This window comes from Stenotrophomonas sp. SMYL41, assembly GCF_036319965.1.
Classification (GTDB): domain Bacteria; phylum Pseudomonadota; class Gammaproteobacteria; order Xanthomonadales; family Xanthomonadaceae; genus Stenotrophomonas; species Stenotrophomonas maltophilia_R.
Genome location: NZ_JAWIRX010000020.1, coordinates 22,040 through 43,262 on the forward strand (window position 1 = coordinate 22,040; position 21,223 = coordinate 43,262).

The 21,223-nt window shown below is 67.1% G+C and carries 16 protein-coding genes and 1 pseudogene; 16 read left to right on the plus strand and 1 reads right to left on the minus strand.

Annotated features, from left to right (window positions below; genetic code table 11):
• Positions 1-5 precede the first annotated feature (5 nt).
• The 14 genes and pseudogenes from rsmH (at position 6) to lpxC (ending at position 16,407) form a co-directional block, all read left to right on the plus strand.
• The gene (gene rsmH, locus V3B30_RS19115; RefSeq protein WP_262083337.1) at positions 6-974 is read left to right on the plus strand and encodes a 16S rRNA (cytosine(1402)-N(4))-methyltransferase RsmH; all 969 of its coding nucleotides are present in this window, start codon (positions 6-8) and stop codon (positions 972-974) included.
• The gene (ftsL, locus tag V3B30_RS19120) at positions 971-1,234 is read left to right on the plus strand and encodes a cell division protein FtsL (protein ID WP_005415286.1); all 264 of its coding nucleotides are present in this window, start codon (positions 971-973) and stop codon (positions 1,232-1,234) included. The genes rsmH and ftsL overlap by 4 nt, the downstream gene beginning before the upstream one ends.
• Positions 1,231-3,075 carry a penicillin-binding protein 2 gene (locus V3B30_RS19125; RefSeq protein WP_100471285.1) on the plus strand — a complete coding sequence of 615 codons (1,845 nt, stop codon included), beginning with the start codon at positions 1,231-1,233 and terminating at the stop codon, positions 3,073-3,075. Before ftsL ends, V3B30_RS19125 begins: the two co-directional genes overlap by 4 nt.
• Positions 3,072-4,580, plus strand: a complete 1,509-nt coding sequence (locus V3B30_RS19130; RefSeq protein ID WP_262083336.1) for a UDP-N-acetylmuramoyl-L-alanyl-D-glutamate--2,6-diaminopimelate ligase — start codon at positions 3,072-3,074, stop codon at positions 4,578-4,580. Before V3B30_RS19125 ends, V3B30_RS19130 begins: the two co-directional genes overlap by 4 nt.
• Positions 4,577-5,971 (plus strand): UDP-N-acetylmuramoyl-tripeptide--D-alanyl-D-alanine ligase, encoded by a 1,395-nt coding sequence (gene murF / locus V3B30_RS19135; protein ID WP_262083335.1) that lies wholly within the window; start codon positions 4,577-4,579, stop codon positions 5,969-5,971. The genes V3B30_RS19130 and murF overlap by 4 nt, the downstream gene beginning before the upstream one ends.
• Positions 5,961-7,046, plus strand: coding sequence for a phospho-N-acetylmuramoyl-pentapeptide-transferase (gene mraY / locus V3B30_RS19140; protein WP_100471288.1), 1,086 nt, complete (start codon positions 5,961-5,963; stop codon positions 7,044-7,046). The genes murF and mraY overlap by 11 nt, the downstream gene beginning before the upstream one ends.
• A 1-nt stretch (position 7,047) precedes the next feature.
• Positions 7,048-8,385 (plus strand): putative lipid II flippase FtsW, encoded by a 1,338-nt coding sequence (gene ftsW / locus V3B30_RS19145; protein ID WP_262083334.1) that lies wholly within the window; start codon positions 7,048-7,050, stop codon positions 8,383-8,385.
• Positions 8,382-9,470 carry an undecaprenyldiphospho-muramoylpentapeptide beta-N-acetylglucosaminyltransferase gene (gene murG / locus V3B30_RS19150; RefSeq protein WP_262083333.1) on the plus strand — a complete coding sequence of 363 codons (1,089 nt, stop codon included), beginning with the start codon at positions 8,382-8,384 and terminating at the stop codon, positions 9,468-9,470. Before ftsW ends, murG begins: the two co-directional genes overlap by 4 nt.
• 40 nt (positions 9,471-9,510) lie before the next feature.
• The gene (gene murC, locus V3B30_RS19155) at positions 9,511-10,947 is read left to right on the plus strand and encodes a UDP-N-acetylmuramate--L-alanine ligase (protein WP_014035986.1); all 1,437 of its coding nucleotides are present in this window, start codon (positions 9,511-9,513) and stop codon (positions 10,945-10,947) included.
• The gene (locus tag V3B30_RS19160; RefSeq protein ID WP_262083332.1) at positions 10,944-11,906 is read left to right on the plus strand and encodes a D-alanine--D-alanine ligase; all 963 of its coding nucleotides are present in this window, start codon (positions 10,944-10,946) and stop codon (positions 11,904-11,906) included. Before murC ends, V3B30_RS19160 begins: the two co-directional genes overlap by 4 nt.
• Positions 11,903-12,577 (plus strand): annotated as a pseudogene (locus V3B30_RS19165) (cell division protein FtsQ/DivIB); the annotation flags it as partial. The gene V3B30_RS19160 and the pseudogene V3B30_RS19165, both read left to right, overlap by 4 nt.
• A gap of 71 nt (positions 12,578-12,648) precedes the next feature.
• Complete coding sequence (gene ftsA, locus V3B30_RS19170; RefSeq protein WP_005408083.1) at positions 12,649-13,884, plus strand: cell division protein FtsA; 1,236 nt, start codon at positions 12,649-12,651, stop codon at positions 13,882-13,884.
• Between the two features lie 170 nt (positions 13,885-14,054).
• Positions 14,055-15,290, plus strand: a complete 1,236-nt coding sequence (gene ftsZ, locus V3B30_RS19175; protein WP_100471292.1) for a cell division protein FtsZ — start codon at positions 14,055-14,057, stop codon at positions 15,288-15,290.
• A 205-nt stretch (positions 15,291-15,495) separates the two neighbouring features.
• Positions 15,496-16,407 (plus strand): UDP-3-O-acyl-N-acetylglucosamine deacetylase, encoded by a 912-nt coding sequence (lpxC, locus tag V3B30_RS19180; protein WP_008267619.1) that lies wholly within the window; start codon positions 15,496-15,498, stop codon positions 16,405-16,407.
• Positions 16,408-16,687: 280 nt separating this feature from the next.
• On the opposite strand, the gene V3B30_RS19185 is transcribed toward lpxC, so the two are convergent.
• Positions 16,688-17,137, minus strand: coding sequence for a DUF721 domain-containing protein (locus tag V3B30_RS19185; RefSeq protein WP_014035989.1), 450 nt, complete (start codon positions 17,135-17,137; stop codon positions 16,688-16,690).
• A gap of 12 nt (positions 17,138-17,149) precedes the next feature.
• On the opposite strand from V3B30_RS19185, the gene V3B30_RS19190 reads away from it, so the two are divergent.
• On the plus strand, positions 17,150-18,106 hold the full coding sequence (locus V3B30_RS19190) for a M23 family metallopeptidase (RefSeq protein WP_100471293.1): 957 nt from the start codon (positions 17,150-17,152) through the stop codon (positions 18,104-18,106).
• Positions 18,107-18,393: 287 nt separating this feature from the next.
• Positions 18,394-21,126: a preprotein translocase subunit SecA gene (gene secA / locus V3B30_RS19195; RefSeq protein WP_100471294.1), complete on the plus strand. Its 2,733-nt coding sequence runs from the start codon at positions 18,394-18,396 to the stop codon at positions 21,124-21,126.
• The last annotated feature ends 97 nt before the right edge of the window (positions 21,127-21,223 follow it).

Sequence of the window (21,223 nt, forward strand, 5' to 3'; positions counted from 1 at the left end):
CCCGGATGCGCCCAGAAGCGCAGGCCGGTCACCTTCCGGTGTCGCAGTCGCCGGCGGTGCATCTGCCGGTCCTGTACACCCAGGTCCTTGAAGGCCTGAGGGTGATCGAAAACGGACGTTATCTGGATGGCACGTTCGGTCGTGGCGGTCATGCACGTGGCGTGCTTACCCAGCTCGGTCCCGAGGGGCGCCTGCTGGTCATGGACAAGGATCCGGAAGCCATCGCCGTTGCCGAGCGCGATTTCGCGCCGGACCCGCGCGTGTCCATCTTCCGTGGCAGCTTCGCCCAGCTGCTGCAGTGGGATGCGACGGCTGAGGGCCTGGACGGCGTGCTGTTCGACCTCGGCGTGTCCTCGCCGCAGCTGGATGTGGCCGAACGTGGTTTCAGCTTCGGCAAGGACGGCCCGCTGGACATGCGCATGGATCCGGACAGTGGTGAAAGTGCCGCGCAGTGGATCAACCGCGTTGAAGAGCGCGAGATCGCCGATGTGCTGTGGACCTACGGCGAAGAGCGGCAGAGCCGGCGCATCGCCCGCGCCATCGTGGCCCGCCGCGAGAAGCAGCCGTTCTCGCGTACCGCCGAGCTGGCCGAGCTGATCGCCTCGGTGATGCCGCGTGGCAAAGACAAGATCCACCCCGCCACGCGCAGCTTCCAGGCCATCCGCATCCACATCAACCGCGAGCTGGCCGATCTGGAAGCCGGGCTGGATGCGGCGGTGGAGCGGCTCAAGCCCGGTGGCCGCCTGGCGATCATCAGCTTCCACTCGCTGGAAGATCGCATCGTCAAGCAGTACATGAACCGCCTGGCCAAGGCGCCGCCGGCCAACCGCCGCCTGCCCGAGGCGGCGGTGTTCGTGCCGACCCTGCATCTGATCGGCGGGGCCATCAAGGCCACCGACGAAGAACTGGCGGCCAACCCGCGTGCCCGCAGCGCCGTGCTGCGCGTGGCACAGAAGCGGGAGGCCGACGCATGAGCCGGCTGCTGCTGATCATCCTGCTGGCCTGCACCGTGGCCTCGGCGATCGGCGTCGTGTTCGTGCGTCACCGCCATCGGCAGACGTTCATCGAGCTCTCGCGCGCTGAACGCAAGCGCGATGACATCAATCTCGAATTCGGCCGCCTGCAGCTGGAACAGGCGACCCTGGCCGAAGCCAACCGCGTGGACCGCATCGCCCGCGAGAAGCTGGGCATGAAGTTCCCCGAGGCCGCCGACATCGTGGTGGTGCGGCCATGAGCAAGACCGGCCGCAACCGCCCGCGCAATGCCTTCAACCTGCGCCAGCGCCTGCGCTGGGTGGCGCTGGCGCTCGGCCTGTGCTCGGTGTCGCTGGTTGGCCGTGCGGCTTACGTGCAGATCATCAACAGCGATTTCTACCAGCGCCAGGGCGAGGCCCGTTACCTGCGCGAGCTGCCGATCAAGACCTCGCGCGGCATGATCACCGACCGCAACGGCGAGCCGCTGGCGGTGTCCACGCCGGTCGCCTCGATCTGGGTCAACCCGCAGGACCTGCTGCGTTCGCCCGAGCGCATCCCGGAGCTGGCCCAGGCGGTCGGCATGTCGGTGGATGAGCTGAGCAGCCGCCTGTCGCAGAAGTCGGACAAGGAATTCATGTACCTGCGCCGCCGGATCAATCCGGACGAGGCAGAGAAGGTGGTCGCGCTGAAGATTCCGGGCGTGGCCGCGCAGCGCGAGTTCCGCCGCTTCTACCCGCAGGGCGAAGCGATGGCACACGTGCTGGGCTTCACCAACATCGACGACCGCGGCCAGGAAGGCCTGGAGCTGGCGTTCGACGAATGGCTGCGCGGCAAGGCCGGTGCCAAGCGGGTGATCCGCAACCGCAAGGGCGAGACGGTCGAGAGCGATCTGCTGCGCGCCGCCGAACCGGGCAAGGACCTGACCCTCAGCATCGATCGCCGCATCCAGTACCTGGCCTTCAAGGAACTGCGCAACGCGCTGGTGGCCAACAAGGCAGCCGGCGGTTCGATGGTGATCATGGACGTGACCACCGGCGAGATCCTGGCCATGGTCAACCTGCCGACCTACAACCCGAATTCGCTGACCGGCGCGCTCCCCGATACGCGCCGAAACCGTGCGGTGACCGACCTGGTCGAGCCGGGTTCGACGATGAAGCCGCTGACCATCGCCACCGCGCTGCAGGCCGGTGCGGTGACCAAGGACACCATCATCGACACCAACCCGGGTTACATGACCCTGGGTCGTTTCACCATCCGCGACGTGCCGCGCAACAACGGTGTGCTGAACGTGACCGGCGTGATCACCCGCAGCTCGAACGTGGGTGCAGCCAAGGTCGCGGCGAAGATGCCGGACCAGACCTTCTATGACGGCGTGCGCCGCTTCGGCTATGGCTCGGCGCCGCACAGCGGTTTCCCGGGTGAATCGGCCGGTGTGGTGATGCGTCCGGCACGCTGGTCGGGCACCACCAAGACCACGATGTCCTATGGCTACGGCCTGTCGGTCACGCCGCTGCAGATCGCCACGGCGTACTCGGCGCTGGCCAACGGCGGCAAGTTGATCGCGCCGACCTTCGTCAAGGGCCAGCGCAACGAAGGCCAGCAGATCATCGACGAGAACGTCGCCCGGCAGGTGGTGGCGATGATGGAAACGGTGGTCACCCAGGGCGGCGCCAAGCAGGCGGCGGTGCTGGGTTACCGCGTGGCCGGTAAGACAGGCACCGCGCGCAAGGCCGGCCCGGGCGGCTATGAGCGCGGCCATTACAACGCGCTGTTCGCCGGCGTGGTGCCGGCCACCAACCCGCGTTTCGCCACCGTCATCGTCATCAACGACCCGCAGGCCGGCAAGTTCTACGGCGGCCTGGTGTCGGCGCCGGTCTATCACAACGTGATGGAAGGCACCCTGCGCCTGATGGACGTGCCGCTGGACGACCTGCAGTCGTGGCTGGCCGCACAGCAGTCGGGCAAGGTCGGCCATTCGGCCTCGATCCTGCCGGCGCCGCCGGCCGAGACCGCACTGCCGGTCGATGCTGCTGCCGAATTCGACGCTGCGCTGCCGAGCGCGCAAGCCCAGACGCCGCCCGCTACGGGAGGCACGCAATGAGTCCTTCGATGTTGCTTTCGCAGTTGCTTCCGGACGTGGCCCTGGCGGGCCATGACCCCGTTCTGACCGGCCTGGTGCTGGACAGCCGTGCCGTGCGCCCCGGCAATGCCTTCGTTGCTATCGCCGGTTTTGGCGCGCATGGCCTGGGCTTTGTCGAGCAGGCGCGCGCCGCGGGGGCCAGTGCCATCCTGTTCGAACCGCCGGCACCTGCCGAGCTGCCGGCACCGGCCGATGCGATCGCCGTGCCGGGGCTGCGCGCGCGCATGGGCGCGATGGCCGACCAGTTCCATGGCGCACCGTCGCGCGCGATGGCGATGGTGGGCGTGACCGGCACCAACGGCAAGACCTCCACCGTGCAGCTGCTGGCCCAGGCCTGGCACCTGCTCGGAACGCCCAGTGGCAGTATCGGCACGCTGGGCGCCGGACTTTATGGCTCGGTCGAACCGACCGGCTTCACCACGCCGCTGGTGCTGCAGATGCATGCGCTGCTGGCGCAGCTGCGCGACGCCGGTGCGCGCGCGGTGGCAATGGAAGTCAGCTCGCACGCGCTGGACCAGGGCCGCGTGGATGCCGTGCACTACGACGTGGCGGTGTTCACCAACCTCACCCGCGACCATCTGGATTACCACGGTGACATGGCCAGCTACGGCGCGGCCAAGGCGCGGCTGTTCCATCGTCCGGGCCTGAAGGCTGCCGTGATCAATCTTGACGACGCGTTCGGTCGCCAGCTGTTCGCCGGCCTGCCGGCGGGCGTGCAGCCGGTCGGCCTGAGCTCGCGCGGTGCCAGCGACGCCAGCGTGCGCGCCGAGGCGCTGCAGCTGGACGGCCGTGGCATTGCCTTCGAGCTGGTCATCGACGGCCAGCGCACGGCGGTGCAGTCGCCGCTGCTGGGCCGCTTCAACGTGGACAACCTGCTGGCGGTGGCCGGAACCCTGCATGCGCAGGGCCAGCCGCTGCCGCGCATCGCCGAAGTGCTGTCGGCGCTGCAGCCGATCCGCGGCCGCATGAACCGCCTGGGCGGCGAAGACGGCCTGCCGACCGTGGTGGTCGATTACGCACATACCCCGGATGCGCTGGAACAGGCGCTGGACAGCCTGCAGGGCCACCTGCACGGCGCGCTGTTCTGCGTGTTCGGCTGCGGTGGCGAGCGCGATACCGGCAAGCGCCCGCAGATGGCGGCGATCGCCGAGCGCCTTGCCAACCAGGTCATCGTCACCGACGACAACCCGCGTGGCGAGGATGGCGACGTGATCGTGGCCGACATCCTGGCCGGCTTCCAGAACGCCGATGCCGTGACCGTGCAGCGCAGCCGCGCGCGTGCGATCGGCCTGGCGGTGAAGCGTGCCGGCGCCGGCGACATCATCCTGATCGCCGGCAAGGGCCACGAGCCGTACCAGGAAGTGAATGGCGTGCGCCATGACTTCGACGACACCGAAGTGGCCGCTGCCGCACTGGCTGCCAAGACCGGTGTCCTGGCTGCGCAGGCCGGGGAGGGCATCGCATGAAGCGCACCCTGCTTTCGCTGATCGCGCACTGGGCCGGCGGCGAGATCCATGGCGATGACGTGGCCATCGATGCGGTCAGCAATGACACCCGCAACCTGGGCCCGGGCAGCCTGTATGTGGCGCTGCGCGGCGAGCGCTTCGACGGCCATGACTTCGCCGCCGACGCGCAGGCGCGCGGTGCCAGTGCACTGCTGGTCGAGCGCCTGCTGCCGATCGAACTGCCGCAGGTGCTGGTGGCCGACAGCGAACTGGCACTGGCGAAGATCGCCACCGGCATGCAGCGTGACCGCGGTACCGAGGTGTTCGCGGTCACCGGCAGCAATGGCAAGACCAGCGTGAAGAGCCTGCTGCTGTCGATCCTGCAGCAGGTGGCCCAGCAGGCGCACAGGGTGGTCTATGCCAACCCGGGCAACCGCAACAACGAGATCGGCCTGCCGCTGGCAGTGATCGATGCGCCGGAAGATGCCGACTACGCCGTCTACGAGATGGGTGCTGGCAAGCCGGGCGACATCGCCTACCTGACCGACATCGCCCGCCCGCGGTATGCACTGGTCAACAACATCGCTCCGGCACACCTGGAACGCATGGGCAGCCTGCTCGGCGTGGCGGTGACCAAGGGCGCGATCTATGCCGCGCTGCCGGCCGATGGCGTTGCGGTGATCAATGCCGACGATGCCTATGGCCGCTGGTTCGAACAGCATTTCATCAGCACTCCGGCGCGCTGCCGCGTACTGCGCTACGGCCTGGAACACTCGGCGGACGTGACCGCGCGCGATATCCGCGCCGGTGCGCAGGGCAGCCAGTTCACCCTGGTCGCACCGACCGGCGAAGCCCGCGTGGTGCTGGGCCTGCCGGGGCGCCACAACGTCAGCAACGCGCTGGCCGCTGCCAGCCTGGCGTTGGCCGCTGGTGTCGACCTGGCGCTGATTGCCGCTGGCCTGGCCGAAGCGCAGCCGGTGCCGGGTCGCCAGATTGCCCATCAGCTGCGCAACGGCGCGGTGCTGGTGGACGACAGCTACAACGCCAACCCCGGTTCGCTGGCGGCGGCCATCGATGCGCTGGCCGCTGCCCCGGAAGAGGGCTGGCTGGTGCTGGGCGACATGCGCGAGCTGGGCCAGGATGCCGAGGCGCTGCATGCGCAGGCCGGACTCCGCGCGCGCGCCGCTGGCCTGAAGCGCCTGTATGCGCTGGGTCCGCTCAGCGCCGCTGCTGCCGCCGCCTTCGGTGCCGGTGGTCGCCATTTCGCTACCCATGGTGCGCTGTCACAGGCGCTGCAGGATGAGTTGCACGCTGGTGTGCGCTGCCTGGTCAAGGGTTCCCGTGGCAGTGCCATGGACCTGATCGTCAAAGCGCTGCTGGCGCAAGGAGAGGAATCCCCGCATGTTGTATGAACTGGCTCGATGGTTGCAGCAGTTGGAGAGCCTGTTCGGGCTGTTCAACTACCAGACGTTCCGCGCCATCCTCGCCGCGCTGACGGCCCTGTTCCTGTCGCTGTGGCTCGGCCCGGCGATGATCCGCAAGCTTGCCCAGTTCAAGGGCGGCCAGCCGATCCGCAAGGACGGTCCGCAGACCCATTTCTCCAAGGCCGGCACGCCGACCATGGGTGGTTCGCTGATCCTGCTCACCATCACCCTGTCGGTGCTGATGTGGGCCGACCTGCGCAACCGCTACGTGTGGCTGGTGCTGGCGGTGATGCTGTGCTTCGGCGCCATCGGTTGGTATGACGACTGGATCAAGATCGTCCGCCGCGACCCGAACGGCCTGAAGTCGCGCTGGAAGTACCTGCTGCAGTCGATCTTCGGCCTGGCCGCGGGCCTGTTCCTGTTCTACACCGCCGACGTGCCGGCGGCGCTGACCTTCTACATCCCGATGTTCAAGTCGATTGCATTGCCGCTGGCCGGCATCGGCTTCGTGGCCATCGCCTACTTCTGGATCGTCGGCTTCTCCAACGCGGTGAACCTGACCGACGGCCTGGACGGCCTGGCGATCATGCCGACCGTGCTGGTGGCCTGCGCGCTGGGCGTGTTCGCCTACGCCTCGGGCAACGTGGTGTTCGCCAACTACCTGCAGATCCCGCAGATTCCGGGCGCCGGCGAGCTGGTCATCATCTGCGCGGCCATCGCCGGTGCGGGCCTGGGCTTCCTGTGGTTCAACACCTATCCGGCCATGGTGTTCATGGGCGACATCGGCGCGCTGGCGCTGGGCGCAGTACTGGGCACGATCGCGGTGATCACCCGCCAGGAGCTGGTGCTGGTGATCATGGGCGGCGTGTTCGTCGTCGAAACGCTGTCGGTGATGATCCAGGTCGCTTCGTTCAAGCTGACCGGCAAGCGCGTGTTCCGCATGGCGCCGATCCACCACCATTTCGAACTGAAGGGCTGGCCGGAGCCGCGCGTGATCGTGCGCTTCTGGATCATCTCCGTCGTGCTCGTGCTGATCGGCCTGGCCACGTTGAAGGTGCGCTGAGATGAACGACCTGTCCCGCCAGGCAACACGCCTTGAAGCCATCGAAGGCAGCTACGACAAGTGGCTGCTGGGCGCGATCATCGCGCTCACCGGTGTCGGCGTGGTGATGGTGGCGTCCAGCTCGATCGCACTGATGAGCAGCCCGTTCTACTACCTCAACCGCCACCTGATCTTCCTGGCGGTGGGCATCGTGCTGGCGGTCATTGCCGCCCGCACCGAGCTGAAGTCGATCGAGCAGTACAACCAGATGCTGCTGCTGGGCTGCTTCGTGCTGCTGCTGGCGGTGTTCGCGCCGGGCCTGGGCAGCACGGTCAACGGTGCGCGCCGCTGGATCAACCTGGGCATTTCCAAGTTCCAGACGGTCGAAGCGGTGAAGGTGCTCTACATCGTCTGGCTGTCCAGCTACCTGGTGCGCTTCCGCGACGAGGTCAACGCGACCTGGCCGGCGATGCTCAAGCCACTGGGCGTGGCCGGTGCGCTGGTGGTGCTGCTGCTGCTGCAGCCGGACTTCGGTTCGTCGACCCTGCTGCTGGCGATCACCGCCGGCATGCTGGTGCTGGGTGGGGTGAACATGCCACGCATGTCGATGCCGGTGATCATCGGCCTGGTCGGCATGAGCGCGCTGGCGATCATCGAGCCGTACCGCATGCGCCGCATCACCTCCTTCCTGGACCCGTGGGCCGACCAGCAGGGCGACGGCTACCAGCTGTCCAACGCGCTGATGGCGGTCGGCCGTGGTGAATGGACCGGCGTCGGCCTGGGCAACTCCGTGCAGAAGCTCTACTACCTGCCGGAAGCACATACCGACTTCATTTTCTCGGTCACTGCCGAGGAGTTCGGCTTCCTGGGTACCTGCGTGATCGTGGCGCTGTACGCGCTGCTGGTCGGCCGCACCTTCTGGCTGGGCATGCGCTGCGTGGAAATGAAGCGCCACTTCTCCGGTTACATCGCGTTCGGCATCGGCCTGTGGATCAGCATGCAGACCTTCGTCTCGATCGGCGTGAACCTGGGCATCCTGCCGACCAAGGGCCTGACCCTGCCGCTGATCTCGTCCGGCGGTTCGTCGGTGCTGATGACCTGCGTGGCGATGGGCCTGCTGCTGCGCGTGTCGTATGAACTCAAGCGTGCCGAGCGCCGCCAGGCCGTGCGCATCGGTGGCGCCGAAGACGCCGCTGCCGGGCCGATGGACGAGCCCGGCGCTGCGGTGGGCACCGGCGTGCCGAAGAGTGCCGAGCCTGCCGCATCCGCATCCGCATCCGCATCCGCTGCAGCGAACGCCGCACGTGGCACCAGCCGCCTGCAGTCACGCATCGAACCGACCTTCGGGAGGCTGTCATGAGCGCAGCCAACCATAGCGAGCGGCCGGTGATGATCCTGGCCGGTGGCACCGGCGGCCATATCTTCCCCGGCCTGGCTGTGGCACGTGTGCTGCGCCAGCGCGGCGTGCCGGTGACCTGGATGGGCGCCGACGGCGCGATGGAAACCCGCCTGGTGCCGCAGCACGACATTGCCATCGATACGCTGGCCATCACCGGGCTGCGCGGCAAGGGCAAGCTGGCCCTGTTGGCCGCACCGTGGCGGCTGATGCGTGCGCTGCGGGCTGCGGGGATGATCATCCGCAAGCGCCAGCCGCGTGCGGTGGTCGCGTTTGGTGGCTTCGCCTCCGGCCCCGGTGGCATGGCCACGCGCCTGCATGGCCTGCCGCTGATCGTGCATGAGCAGAACCGTGCACCGGGCCTGACCAACCGTATCCTGTCGCGCTATGCGCGCCGCCTGCTGACCGGTTTCCCGGGCACCTTCGCCAAGCGCGAGGAGTTCGTCGGCAACCCGGTGCGTGCCGAGATCGCCGCCATCGCGCCGCCGGAACGCCGCTTCGCCGACCGTCACGGTCCGCTGCGCGTGCTGGTGGTGGGCGGCAGCCAGGGTGCACGTGCGCTCAACACCGGCGTGCCCCAGGCGATTGCCGCGCTGGGCACCGACGTGCCGGTGCAGGTGCGCCACCAGTGCGGCGAGAAAATGCATGCCGAAGCGGTCGAGGCTTACGCCAAGGCGGGTGTGCAGGCGGAAATCACGCCGTTCATCGCGGACATGGCCGAGGCCTTTGCCTGGGCCGACCTGGTCGTATGCCGCTCCGGCGCGTCCACGCTGGCCGAGCTGTGCGCGGCCGGTGTCGGCAGCGTGCTGGTGCCATTCCCTGCCGCCGTTGACGATCACCAGACCCGCAATGCGGAGTACCTGGTCGAGCGTGGCGCGGCGGTTTTGCTGAAGCAGGACGGAACGCTGGCCGACGGCATTGCCGCACTGCTGCGCGATCTGTCCGAAAATCCCGCCCGCCGCATGCAGATGGCGCAAGCCGCGCGTGCCCTGGCCAAGGTCGATGCCGCCGAGCGCATCGCCGATATCATTCTCGAGGAAGCTGTATGAAGAAGGCATGCCACCGCGCCTGCCCTGCGCGAGGCCGCGCATGATCCGTCGCCTGCACGACACCAACGACCTGGTGCGCGCGTTCCCGCGCGTGCATTTCGTCGGCATCGGCGGCACCGGCATGAGCGGTATCGCCGAAGTGATGCTGACGCTGGGCTATGAAGTGTCCGGCTCGGACAACGCCGACAACGTGGCGACCCGCCGCCTGGCCAGCCTGGGTGCGCGCATCATGCGCGGCCACTCCGCGGCCAACGTGCTGGGCACCGACTGCGTGGTGGTCTCCAGTGCCATCCGCGAAGACAACCCGGAACTGATGGAAGCGCGCAGCCAGCGCATTCCGATCATGCCGCGTGCGGCGATGCTGGCCGAGCTGATGCGCTTCCGCCGCGGCATCGCCGTGGCCGGTACCCATGGCAAGACCACCACCACCAGCCTGACCGCTGCGGTGCTGAGCGAAGGTGGCCTGGACCCGACCTTCGTGATCGGTGGCCAGCTGCTGGCCGCCGGTGCCAACGCCAAGCTGGGCGGTGGGCAGTGGCTGGTGGCCGAGGCCGACGAAAGCGATGGCAGCTTCCTGCGCCTGAACCCGCTGATGTCGATCATCACGAACATTGATGCCGACCACCTGGAAAACTACGGCAACGACTTCGCCCGCGTGCAGGCGGCGTTCGCCGAGTTCCTGCAGCGCCTGCCGTTCTATGGCCTGGCGGTGCTGTGCATCGACGATCCGGAAGTGGCGGCACTGGCTGCCAAGACCCCGCGCCACGTGATGAGCTACGGCATGAGCCCGCAGGCCGACGTACGCGCCGAGAACGTGGTGCAGGAAGGTTCGCGCATGCGTTTCACCCTGCGCCTGCCGCAGGGCACCAGCCAGGAAGTGGTGCTGGCGCTGCCGGGCAAGCACAACGTACTCAATGCGCTGGCCGCCGCTGCGGTGGGCTGGCAGCTGGGCGTGGCACCGGATGCCATCGCACGCGCGCTGGAAGGGTTTGCCGGTGTCGGCCGTCGCTTCAACGATCTGGGCGAGGTGACCACCGCCAGCGGCGCCAAGGTCCGCATCATCGACGACTACGGCCATCACCCGAGTGAGCTGGAAGCGGTGTTCGCCGCCGCCCGTGGTGGCTGGGCCGACAAGCGCCTGGTGGTGGCCTTCCAGCCGCACCGCTACAGCCGTACCCGCGACCAGTTCGACAAGTTCGCCGCAGTGTTGTCCAGCGTCGATGCGCTGGTGCTGAGCGAGGTCTACCCGGCCGGCGAGGAACCGATTGCCGGTGCCGACTCGCATGCGCTGGCCCGTGCCATCCGCGCGCGCGGCCGCAGCGAGCCGGTGGTGGTGGGCAAGGCTGCCGAGCTGGCCAGCGTGTTGCCCGACGTGCTGCAGGACGGTGACCTGCTGTTGATGATGGGCGCCGGTGACATCGGTGCCGTGGCCACCCATATCGCGGTGGAAGGTTTCAAGGGGGAGGGCCAGGCGTGAGCACGCTGACCTTCCCGCCGCTGCGCGTGACCGACCCGGCCGGGTTCGGCCGCGTCGCCGTGCTGCTCGGCGGCAGTTCCAGCGAACGCGAGGTGTCGCTGGACTCAGGCCGCAATGTGCTCGAAGCCCTGCAGTCGCGTGGCGTCGATGCGTTCGCGGTGGACGGCATTCCGGCGCTGGCAAAGGCGCTCGCCGCTGGTGGCATCGACCGCGTGTTCAACATCCTGCACGGCCACAACGGTGGCGGCGAGGACGGCATCGTGCAGGGCCTGATGGACGCCTTCGGCGTGCCGTATACCGGCTCCAACGTGCTGGGTTCGGCGCTGAGCATGGACAAGATCCGCACCAAGCAGGTGTGGCTGTCGCTGGGCCTGCCGACGCCGCAGTACCGCAAGGTCACTGCCGAAGACGTGCACGCCAATGCCGCCGGACTCGGCCTGCCGGTGGTGGTGAAGCCGGCCAACGAAGGCTCCAGCGTGGGCATCAGCCGGGTCACCGATGACGCCGGCCTGGACGAAGCGGTGGCCCTGGCCGCGCGCTACGACGGCCAGCTGCTGATGGAGCAGATGGTGGTCGGCGACGAACTGACCGTGGCCATCCTCGGCGACGTCGCATTGCCGTCGATCCGCATCGTGCCCAAGGGCCAGTGGTACGACTACAACGCCAAGTACATCGCCGAAGACACCCAGTACCTGTGCCCGGGCCTGGACGGTGACGACGAAGAAGAGATCCGCCGCATCGCGCTGGCCGCGTTCCGCGCCGCTGGCTGCCGCGGCTGGGGCCGCGTGGACGTGATGCGCGATCGTGCCAGCGGGCGTTTCTTCCTGCTGGAAGTGAACACCGCGCCGGGCATGACCAGCCATTCGCTGGTGCCCAAGGCGGCCCGCCAGGCCGGCATCGGTTTCGAGGAACTGGTGTGGCGCGTGCTGGAACAGACCCTGGAGGCCTCGCACGCATGAACGCGGTGCTGCGCATCTTCGTCTGGCTGTTGGCGCTGTCGGTGGTTGCACTGCCGGTGGTGGCCGTTGTCAATGGCTGGGTCGGCGCCGAGCGCTGGCCGCTGGCGAAGCTGCGCGTGCATGGTGAGTTCAAGCGGGTGCCGGCCGAACAGCTGCAGCAGGTGCTGCTGCCGTATGCGCGCGCTGGCTTCTTCGCGGTCAAGCTGCAGGACGCGCAGGACGCCCTGGAAAAGCTGCCGTGGGTGGAAAGCGCGCAGGTCCGCAAACAGTGGCCGGACGTGCTGGAAGTGACGCTGGTCGAGCACAAGCCGTTCGCGCGCTGGGGTACTGATCGCCTGGTCTCCGAGCAGGGCAAGCTGTTCCCCACGCCGAAGAAACTGTCCGACCTGGCATTGCCCGAACTGGATGGCCCGGACAGCCAGACCGCAGAAGTGATGAAGCTGTACAGCGACTCGCGTGCATTGTTCGCACCGGCCGGCGTCGATGTGCGCCGGGTGACGATGGACGCACGCGGCAGCTGGTCGCTGGTGCTGAGCAACGGCACCGAAGTGGTGGTCGGCCGCGACGACGCGCGCTCGCGCATGCAGCGCTTCGTCAAGGTGCTGCCGCAGCTCAACCGCCAGGACGCGCCGATCGAGCGCGCCGACCTCCGTTACACCAATGGTTTCACGCTGAGCTGGGGTACCCCGGCCACGCCGGCGAAAACGCCGGCGACCCCGGCCAGAAGCACGCAGGAAAGGACATGAATCGCAAGGGTGACAAATCGCTGATCGTTGGCCTGGACATCGGCACCTCCAAGGTGGTGGCGCTGGTGGGCGAGTATTCGCCGGGCAACCCGATCGAAGTGATCGGCATCGGCTCGCACGAATCGCGCGGGCTGAAGCGTGGCGTGGTGGTGGACATCGAATCGACCGTGCAGTCGATCCAGCGCGCGGTGGAAGAAGCCGAGCTGATGGCCGGCTGCGAGATCCGCTCGGTGTACGCCTCGATCTCCGGCAACCACGTGCAGTGCAAGAACTCGCCGGGCATCGTGCCGATCCGCGACGGCGAAGTGACCTGGGGCGACCTGGATCGCGTGCTCGACGCGGCCAAGGCGGTGGCAATCCCGGCCGACCAGAAGATCCTGCACGCGATCCCGCGTGAGTATGTGCTGGACGATTCGCAGGAAGGCATCCGCAACCCGGTCGGCATGACCGGCGTGCGCCTGGAAGTGCATGCGCACCTGGTGGTGTGCGCGCAGTCGGCCGCGGCCAACATCAGCAAGTGCGTGCAGCGCTGCGGCCTGCAGGTGGACGATCTGGTGCTGTCCTCGCTGGCCTCCAGCGTGGCGGTGCTGACCGCCGACGAGCGCGAGCTGGGCGTGGTGCTGGTCGACATGGGCGCCGGCACCACCGACATCGCCGTGTTCGTGCAGGGTGCGATCTGCCACACCGCCTCGCTGCCGATCGCCGGCGACCACGTGACCAACGACATCGCGCACATGCTGCGTACCCCGACCCCGGAAGCCGAGCAGATCAAGGTGCGCTACGCCTGCGCCCTGGCCCAGCTGGCCACGGCCGAGGAGAGCATCCAGGTACCGTCGGTGGGCGATCGCCCGCCACGCCGCATGCCGCGCCATTCGCTGGCGCAGGCCGTGCAGGGCCGCTACGAGGAAATCTTCGAGATGGTGCAGGCCGAACTGCGCCGTTCCGGCTTCGAGGAACTGGTGCGCGCCGGCATGGTGCTGACCGGTGGTGCTTCGAAGATGGAAGGCGTGGTGGAACTGGCCGAGGAAATGCTGCAGATGCCGGTGCGCGTGGGCATCCCGCAGCACGTCACCGGCCTGGGCGAAGTGGTCGGCAACCCGGTGCACGCCACCGGCGTGGGTCTGCTGCTGATGGGCAGCCAGATCGAGCACCCGCGGCGGCCGTCGCTGCCGACCGGGCGTGCTGGAAGCATGTTCAAGAAACTCAAGACCTGGTTCCGCGGCGAGTTCTGACGCGGAGCCCGTAAACCCGGGCATCGCCCGGGCGTAACACCCGCAGTACCCGCATCACAACGCAACACCGGCAACACACAACCCACACAGCCGCGACGTCGGCATGCAGCAGGACGGCAGGACGCCCGAATGCCCATGCCAGCCAAAGCGGATACAACGAGGACACGGACATGGCGCATTTTGAACTGATCGAAAAGATGGCACCCAATGCGGTGATCAAGGTGGTTGGCGTGGGCGGCGGCGGCGGCAATGCCGTGGCGCACATGGTCAACTCGGCGGTGGATGGCGTGGAATTCATCACCGCCAACACCGATTCGCAGGCCATCAAGAATTGTGGTGCCAAGCTGCAGCTGCAGCTGGGTACCAACGTGACCAAGGGCCTGGGCGCAGGCGCGAACCCGGAAGTCGGCCGCCAGGCCGCGCTGGAAGACCGTGAGCGCATCATGGACGCGCTGCAGGGCGCGGACATGGTGTTCATCACTGCCGGCATGGGCGGTGGCACCGGTACCGGCGCTGCGCCGGTGGTGGCACAGCTGGCCAAGGAAATGGGCATCCTGACCGTGGCCGTGGTCACCAAGCCGTTCCCGTTCGAAGGCCGTCGCCGCATGCAGGTGGCGCTGAAGGGCATCGAGGAACTGAGCCAGCACTGCGACTCGCTGATCACCATCCCGAACGAGAAGCTGATCACCGTGCTGGGCCGCAACGCGACCATGATCCAGGCCTTCCGCGCTGCCAACGACGTGCTGCAGGGCGCCGTGCAGGGCATCGCCGACCTGATCGTGCGTCCGGGCCTGATCAACGTCGACTTCGCCGACGTGCGCACCGTCATGTCCGAAATGGGCCTGGCGATGATGGGTACCGGCACCGCCCGTGGCGATGACCGCGCCCAGGCCGCTGCCGAATCGGCGATCCAGAACCCGCTGCTGGACGATGTGAACCTGGCCGGCGCCAACGGCATCCTGGTCAACATCACCGCCGGTGCAGACTTCACCATGGCCGAGTTCGACGAGATCGGCCGCACCATCGATGGCTTCGCATCCGAAGACGCCACTGTGGTGGTCGGTACCGTGCTGGATCCGGACATGCAGGACGAAGTGCGCGTGACCGTGGTCGCCACCGGCCTGAACCGCGTGTCGGCCAGCAAGACCCAGCGTCCGGGCGAGCGCGCTCCGATCAAGCTGGTCCGCAACGCCACCACCGGGCAGCCGGAGTTCGGTGACTTCGACAACGGTGGCGACGCCGTGTCCAAGGCCGTGGGCGGCATGGGCCTGGGCCTGCGTCGTGCCAGCAGCGACACCGCGGCGGCGTCCGCTCCGTCGGCCCCGGCCGCTTCGGCCCCGGCGGCCGCGGAACTGCCGAACGACTACCTGGACATCCCGGCGTTCCTGCGCCGCCAGGCGGACTAAGCGGGGCGGCCCGGGGTTGTCCTCCCCGGGTTGCGCCACCATGTCCTGAAAACGCGGGCGCCGGGCCAGGATGGGCCCGGCCGCCCTGCTTCACGCGCGTCCTGCCGATGCGCCGGCGTATCCTGCCGGCGGCGTTGCCTGGCGTTTCAGCCAGGGTAGGGGAGCGTGCGTGTTAATCTAATGTGTCACTTCCGGTCCATCCCCCATGATCCAGCAACGCACCCTCAAGAACACGATCCGCGCCACCGGCGTTGGCCTGCACAGTGGTGACAAGGTCTACATGACCCTGCGCCCGGCACCGGTCAACCATGGCATCGTGTTTCGCCGCGTGGACCTGGACCCGGTCGTGGAAGTGCCGGCCAAGGCCGAGCTGGTCACCGAAGTGACCCTGTGCACCGGCCTGACCTGCAACGACGCCAAGATCCAGACCGTCGAACACCTGATGTCGGCGCTGGCCGGCCTGGGTGTGGACAACATCATCGTTGAACTGTCCTCGGCCGAGCTGCCGATCATGGACGGTTCGGCCGGCCCGTTCGTGTTCCTGCTGCAGTCGGCGGGCATCGTGGAACAGGATGCGCCCAAGCGCTTTATCCGCGTGCTGAAGACCGTGGAAGTGACCGAGGGCGACAAAGTGGCCCGCTTCACCCCGTACGAGGGCTACAAGCTGGGCTTCACCATCCAGTTCGACCACCCGATGATCCCGGCCAAGCAGTCGCGCCAGGAAATCGAGTTCTCGACGCTGGCCTACACCAAGGAAATCTCCCGCGCGCGCACCTTCGGTTTCATGCGCGACCTGGAATACATGCGCGAACGCAACCTGGGCCTGGGCGGTTCGATGGACAACGCCATCGTGCTGGACGAGTTCCGCGTGCTGAACGAAGACGGCCTGCGCTACGCCGACGAATTCGTGCGCCACAAGATCCTTGACGCCATCGGCGACCTCTACCTGGCCGGTGGCCAGGTGCTGGGTGCCTACGAAGGCTTCAAGTCCGGCCATGCACTCAACAACAAGCTGGTGCGGGCCCTGATGGCCGACGCCAGCGCCTGGGAATGGGTCAGCTTCGACTCGCCGGCTACCCCGGATCCGGTGGAATATGCCACCCCGGCCTACGCCTGATCCTGTAGGTTGTTGAATTTCAAGAGTAAAACGCCGCCTCTCTGGGCGGCGTCGCTGTTTCCGGCGCCAGCGACGCCTTCAGCATGCTTGAAACGCGTCAAGGCCGGTTCAAGGTCACGGTTTTGTGAACCTGTTGGATCCGAAGCCTGAATTTAACGAAGTTTTAACTCGAATCTAACGACAGGCCCCCGGATGGCAGCTAGGATGCGACCCGGCCCCGAAATGTTTCACGCCGTGGTGACACGCGCGACGGGGAGCGGAGCCGGATGCTCCGTTGCCATCAGGACCGTTTCTTCGGCTTCGAGGGAATGTCCTGCAGGCAAGCCAAGGCGTCGCGTAGCCCTTTGTGCGTGGCGGCTGAAACTGCGTGGGGGCCATTCCGGTTGTCGATCGCTGGGGAGCGTGAGGGAGTGGTGGACGCAGTCTTGATGGTCACCCTGGTGGCCTTCAGCCCGATGGAACGGGCCGCGTCGAGCAACTGGGCTTCGGCAAGCCGCAACTTGGCATGCCAGACCGGGGATTCGACGAGAAAAACGAGGTGTTCCCCGTCCACATTGGCCAGCCGGCAACGGCTGCGCAGAGGTGGCGGCAACTGGGGGCGCAACTGACGGTCCAGCGCGTCGAGCCACAAGGCACGCCGCAGCGGGTTCCCGCTTTTGTCCGCCATCACCGCATCCAGCGCCGGTTTCGGCACTGACGCGGGGCGAACGCTGGATTTCGGCTCAGACATGAAAACTCACTGATGGCATTCAAAAAGATCGTAATCAAAACGCGTGAAGGACAGGCCAAGGCGTCGCCTATCGCGCGTTTGCGGTTCTATTTCGAGGACCGCCCCCGCGCCCTGCTGGGCAGCGTGCTCGGGGTGGGCTGCATTATCGGCCTTGCCGGCGGCATTGGCGCCAGTGCGCTGAATGATTCGCGCCTGCAGGCCAAGGTCGAACGCCAGGACGCGGAGTTGGCCAAGGTCAAGCGCGATGCGCAGACCCAGGTCAACGCGCTGGCTGCCCGTCTCGGCGAACTGCAGGCCCAGGCTACCCGCCTCAACGCCCTCGGCGAACGGCTGACCCAGATGGGCAAGCTGGAAGACGGCGAGTTCGACTTCAACGAGACCCCCGGTCTCGGTGACGGCGACGCCGGCGGCCCGGCCAGCGACATTCCGGTCAAGGACGTCAACGCTGACTTACAGGTGCTGGAGCAGCGCTTCGCTGCTTCAGGCCGCCAGTTGTCGGTGATGGAATCGCTGATGTTCGACCACCAGCTGCAGCAGAACGCCGTGCCGTCGCGCATGCCGATCCGCAACAGCTACGTGACCTCCGGTTTCGGCACCCGTGCCGACCCGTTCGGCCGCGGTGCCGCCACCCACAAGGGCATGGACTTCCACGCCAGGGTCGGTGACCCGGTGATGGCCGTGGCCGAAGGCGTGGTCAGCTTCGCCGGTGTGAAGGGCGGCTACGGCAATGTCGTCGATGTCGACCACGGCAATGGCTATGTCACCCGCTACGCGCACAATTCGCGCCTGGTGGTGAAGGCCGGTGATCTTGTCCGTGCCGGCCAGGAAGTGGCCAAGGCCGGTTCCACCGGCCGCTCGACCGGTGCCCACGTGCACTTCGAGGTGTGGGAAAACGGCAACGTGGTCAACCCGCGCAAGTTCCTCGGCGACGGCGGCAACACGCCGGTCGGCCGGATCCGCCGCGGCTGATCCCCGGGACGGATCCCTTCCGCGCCGCGGAAGGGCTCTGACCCGATGCGGTTGAGGGCTGGGGTCAGAGCCCTTTCGCCACGGCGAAAGGGATCCGGCCCCGCATCCGTGTTTCTTTGCCGAATCCGGGGCGATTGCGACCGGATTGGCGCTTGAAACCTCAGCCGGCCGTCCCAAGCTACAATGGGTGTTGCCATCGACAGGGCGCCAGGCGCCCTGTTTCGTTTGCGGCGGACGGATCCCAAGGGGGAGGCCGGGCGTCGTGTCCATCCAACCCGGTTCCTTCAATGATCAACAGCCTGCTTACCCGCGTATTTGGCAGTCGTAACGAACGACAGCTGCGCCAGCTCAACCGCATCGTCGCCAAGATCAATGCGCTGGAACCGGAGATCGAGAAGCTTTCCGACGAGCAGCTTCAGGCCAAGACGCCGGAGTTCAAGCAGCGCATCGCCGGCGGCGAAGCCCTGGACAAGGTGCTGCCGGAAGCGTTCGCGGTCTGCCGCGAAGCCGGTCGCCGCGTGCTGGGCATGCGCCACTACGACGTGCAGCTGATCGGCGGCATGGTGCTTCACCTGGGCAAGATCGCAGAAATGCGCACCGGTGAAGGCAAGACCTTGGTGGCGACCCTGCCGGTGTACCTCAACGCGCTGGAAGGCAAGGGCGTGCACGTGGTCACCGTGAACGACTACCTGGCCCGCCGCGATGCCGCGCAGATGGGCAAGCTGTACAACTGGCTGGGCCTGAGCGTGGGCGTGGTGTACCCGGGCATGCCGCACAGCGACAAGCGCGAAGCGTACGCGGCCGACATCACCTACGGCACCAACAACGAATTCGGCTTCGACTACCTGCGCGACAACATGGCGCTGTCCAAGGCCGACCGCTACCAGCGCGGCCTGCACTACGCCATCGTCGACGAGGTCGACTCCATCCTGATCGACGAAGCGCGTACCCCGCTGATCATCTCCGGCCCGGCCGATGATTCCCCGGAGCTGTACATCCGCGTCAACCGCGTCGTGCCGCACCTGGTCAAGCAGGAAGCGGAGGACGGCGAGGGTGACTTCTGGGTGGACGAGAAGGGCAAGCAGGTGCACCTGTCCGAAGCGGGCATGGAGCACGCCGAGCAGCTGCTGGTCGAGGCCGGCATCCTCGACGGCGAGACCGAAGGCCTGTACGCGGCGCAGAACCTGACCGTCGTGCACCATCTCAATGCCGCCCTGCGTGCGCACGCGATCTACCAGCGTGACGTGGACTACATCGTGCGCGACGGCGAAGTGGTCATCGTCGACGAATTCACCGGCCGTACCCTGGCCGGCCGCCGCTGGTCCGACGGCCTGCACCAGGCGGTGGAAGCGAAGGAAGGCGTGCCGGTCCAGCGCGAGAACCAGACGCTGGCGAGCATCACCTTCCAGAACCTGTTCCGCATGTACAAGAAGCTGTCCGGCATGACCGGTACGGCCGATACCGAAGCGTTCGAATTCCAGAGCATCTACGGCCTGGAAGTGGTGGTGATCCCGACCAACCGCCCGACCATCCGCAAGGACAGCCCGGACCAGGTGTTCCTCAACCGCAAGGGCAAGTTCAATGCGGTGCTGGCCGACATCGAAGAGTGCGCCAAGCGCGGCCAGCCGGTGCTGGTGGGTACCACCTCGATCGAAACCTCGGAAATGCTGTCCGAGCACCTGAGCAAGGCCGGCGTGAAGCACGAAGTGCTCAACGCCAAGCAGCATGACCGCGAAGCGACCATCGTCGCCAATGCCGGGCGTCCGGCCGCCGTGACCATCGCCACCAACATGGCCGGCCGTGGTACCGACATCGTGCTGGGTGGCTCGCTGGAAGCCGAGATCCACGCTTTGGGCGAGGACGCGACCGACGAGCAGAAGGCCGCAGTCAAGGCCGAATGGCAGAAGCGCCACGATGCAGTGAAGGCCGCGGGCGGCCTGCACATCGTCGGCACCGAGCGGCATGAATCGCGTCGTATCGACAACCAGCTGCGTGGCCGTTCGGGCCGCCAGGGTGACCCGGGTTCGTCCCGCTTCTACCTGTCGCTGGAAGACAACCTGATGCGCATCTTCGCCTCCGACTGGGTGCAGAAGGCCATGCGCATGATGGGCATGAAGGAAGATGACGTCATCGAGGACCGCCTGGTCAGCCGCCAGATCGAGAAGGCGCAGCGCAAGGTCGAGGCCCACAACTTCGACATCCGCAAGAACCTGCTGGACTTCGACGACGTCAACAACGACCAGCGCAAGGTGATCTACGCCCAGCGCGACGAGCTGCTGGATGCCGAGTCGGTGAAGGCAAATGTCGACGGCATCCGCGACGACGTGATCTTCGACATCGTTGCGCGCTTCGTGCCGCCGAACTCGATCGACGAACAGTGGGACCTGCGCGGCCTGGAAGCGACCCTGGAGTCGGACTTCGGCCTGCAGATGTCGCTGACCGACCTGGTCAAGGAACACGAAGAGCTGGACGCCGAGGCCATCGCCACCAAGGTCCAGGAGCGGGTCAACCAGCATTTCGCCGAGAAGGAAGCTGGCCTGGGCGAAGAGACCATGCGTGCGCTGGAGAAGCACGTGATGCTGACCGTGCTGGACCAGAGCTGGAAGGAGCACCTGGCGCGCATGGATTACCTGCGCCAGGGCATCTACCTGCGTGGTTACGCGCAGAAGCAGCCGAAGCAGGAATACAAGAAGGAAGCCTTCGAACTGTTCTCGGACATGCTGGAGAACGTCAAGCGCGAAGTGGTGACCCTGCTGGCCCGCGTGCGCATCCGCAGCGACGAGGAAGTGCAGGCCCTGGAAGCGGCCGAGCGCCAGCAGGCGCAGGCGCGCCTGAGCCAGTCGCAGTTCCAGCACCAGGATGCGGGTGGTTACAGCGCCGACGAGGAAGCCGCGCAGGTCCAAGCCGCGCAGCAGGGTGTGGCCACGCTGCAGCGCGACGAGCCGAAGATCGGCCGCAATGATCCATGCCCGTGCGGCAGTGGCAAGAAGTACAAGCACTGCCACGGCCAGCTGAGCTGATCCCGAAAGGCCCCGCGCAAGCGGGGCCTTTTGTTTTGCAGCGGCGGATCCGGCCCGGATTCGTGATTGCGCTGGCCGCCCTGTTCTGGGCATGCTG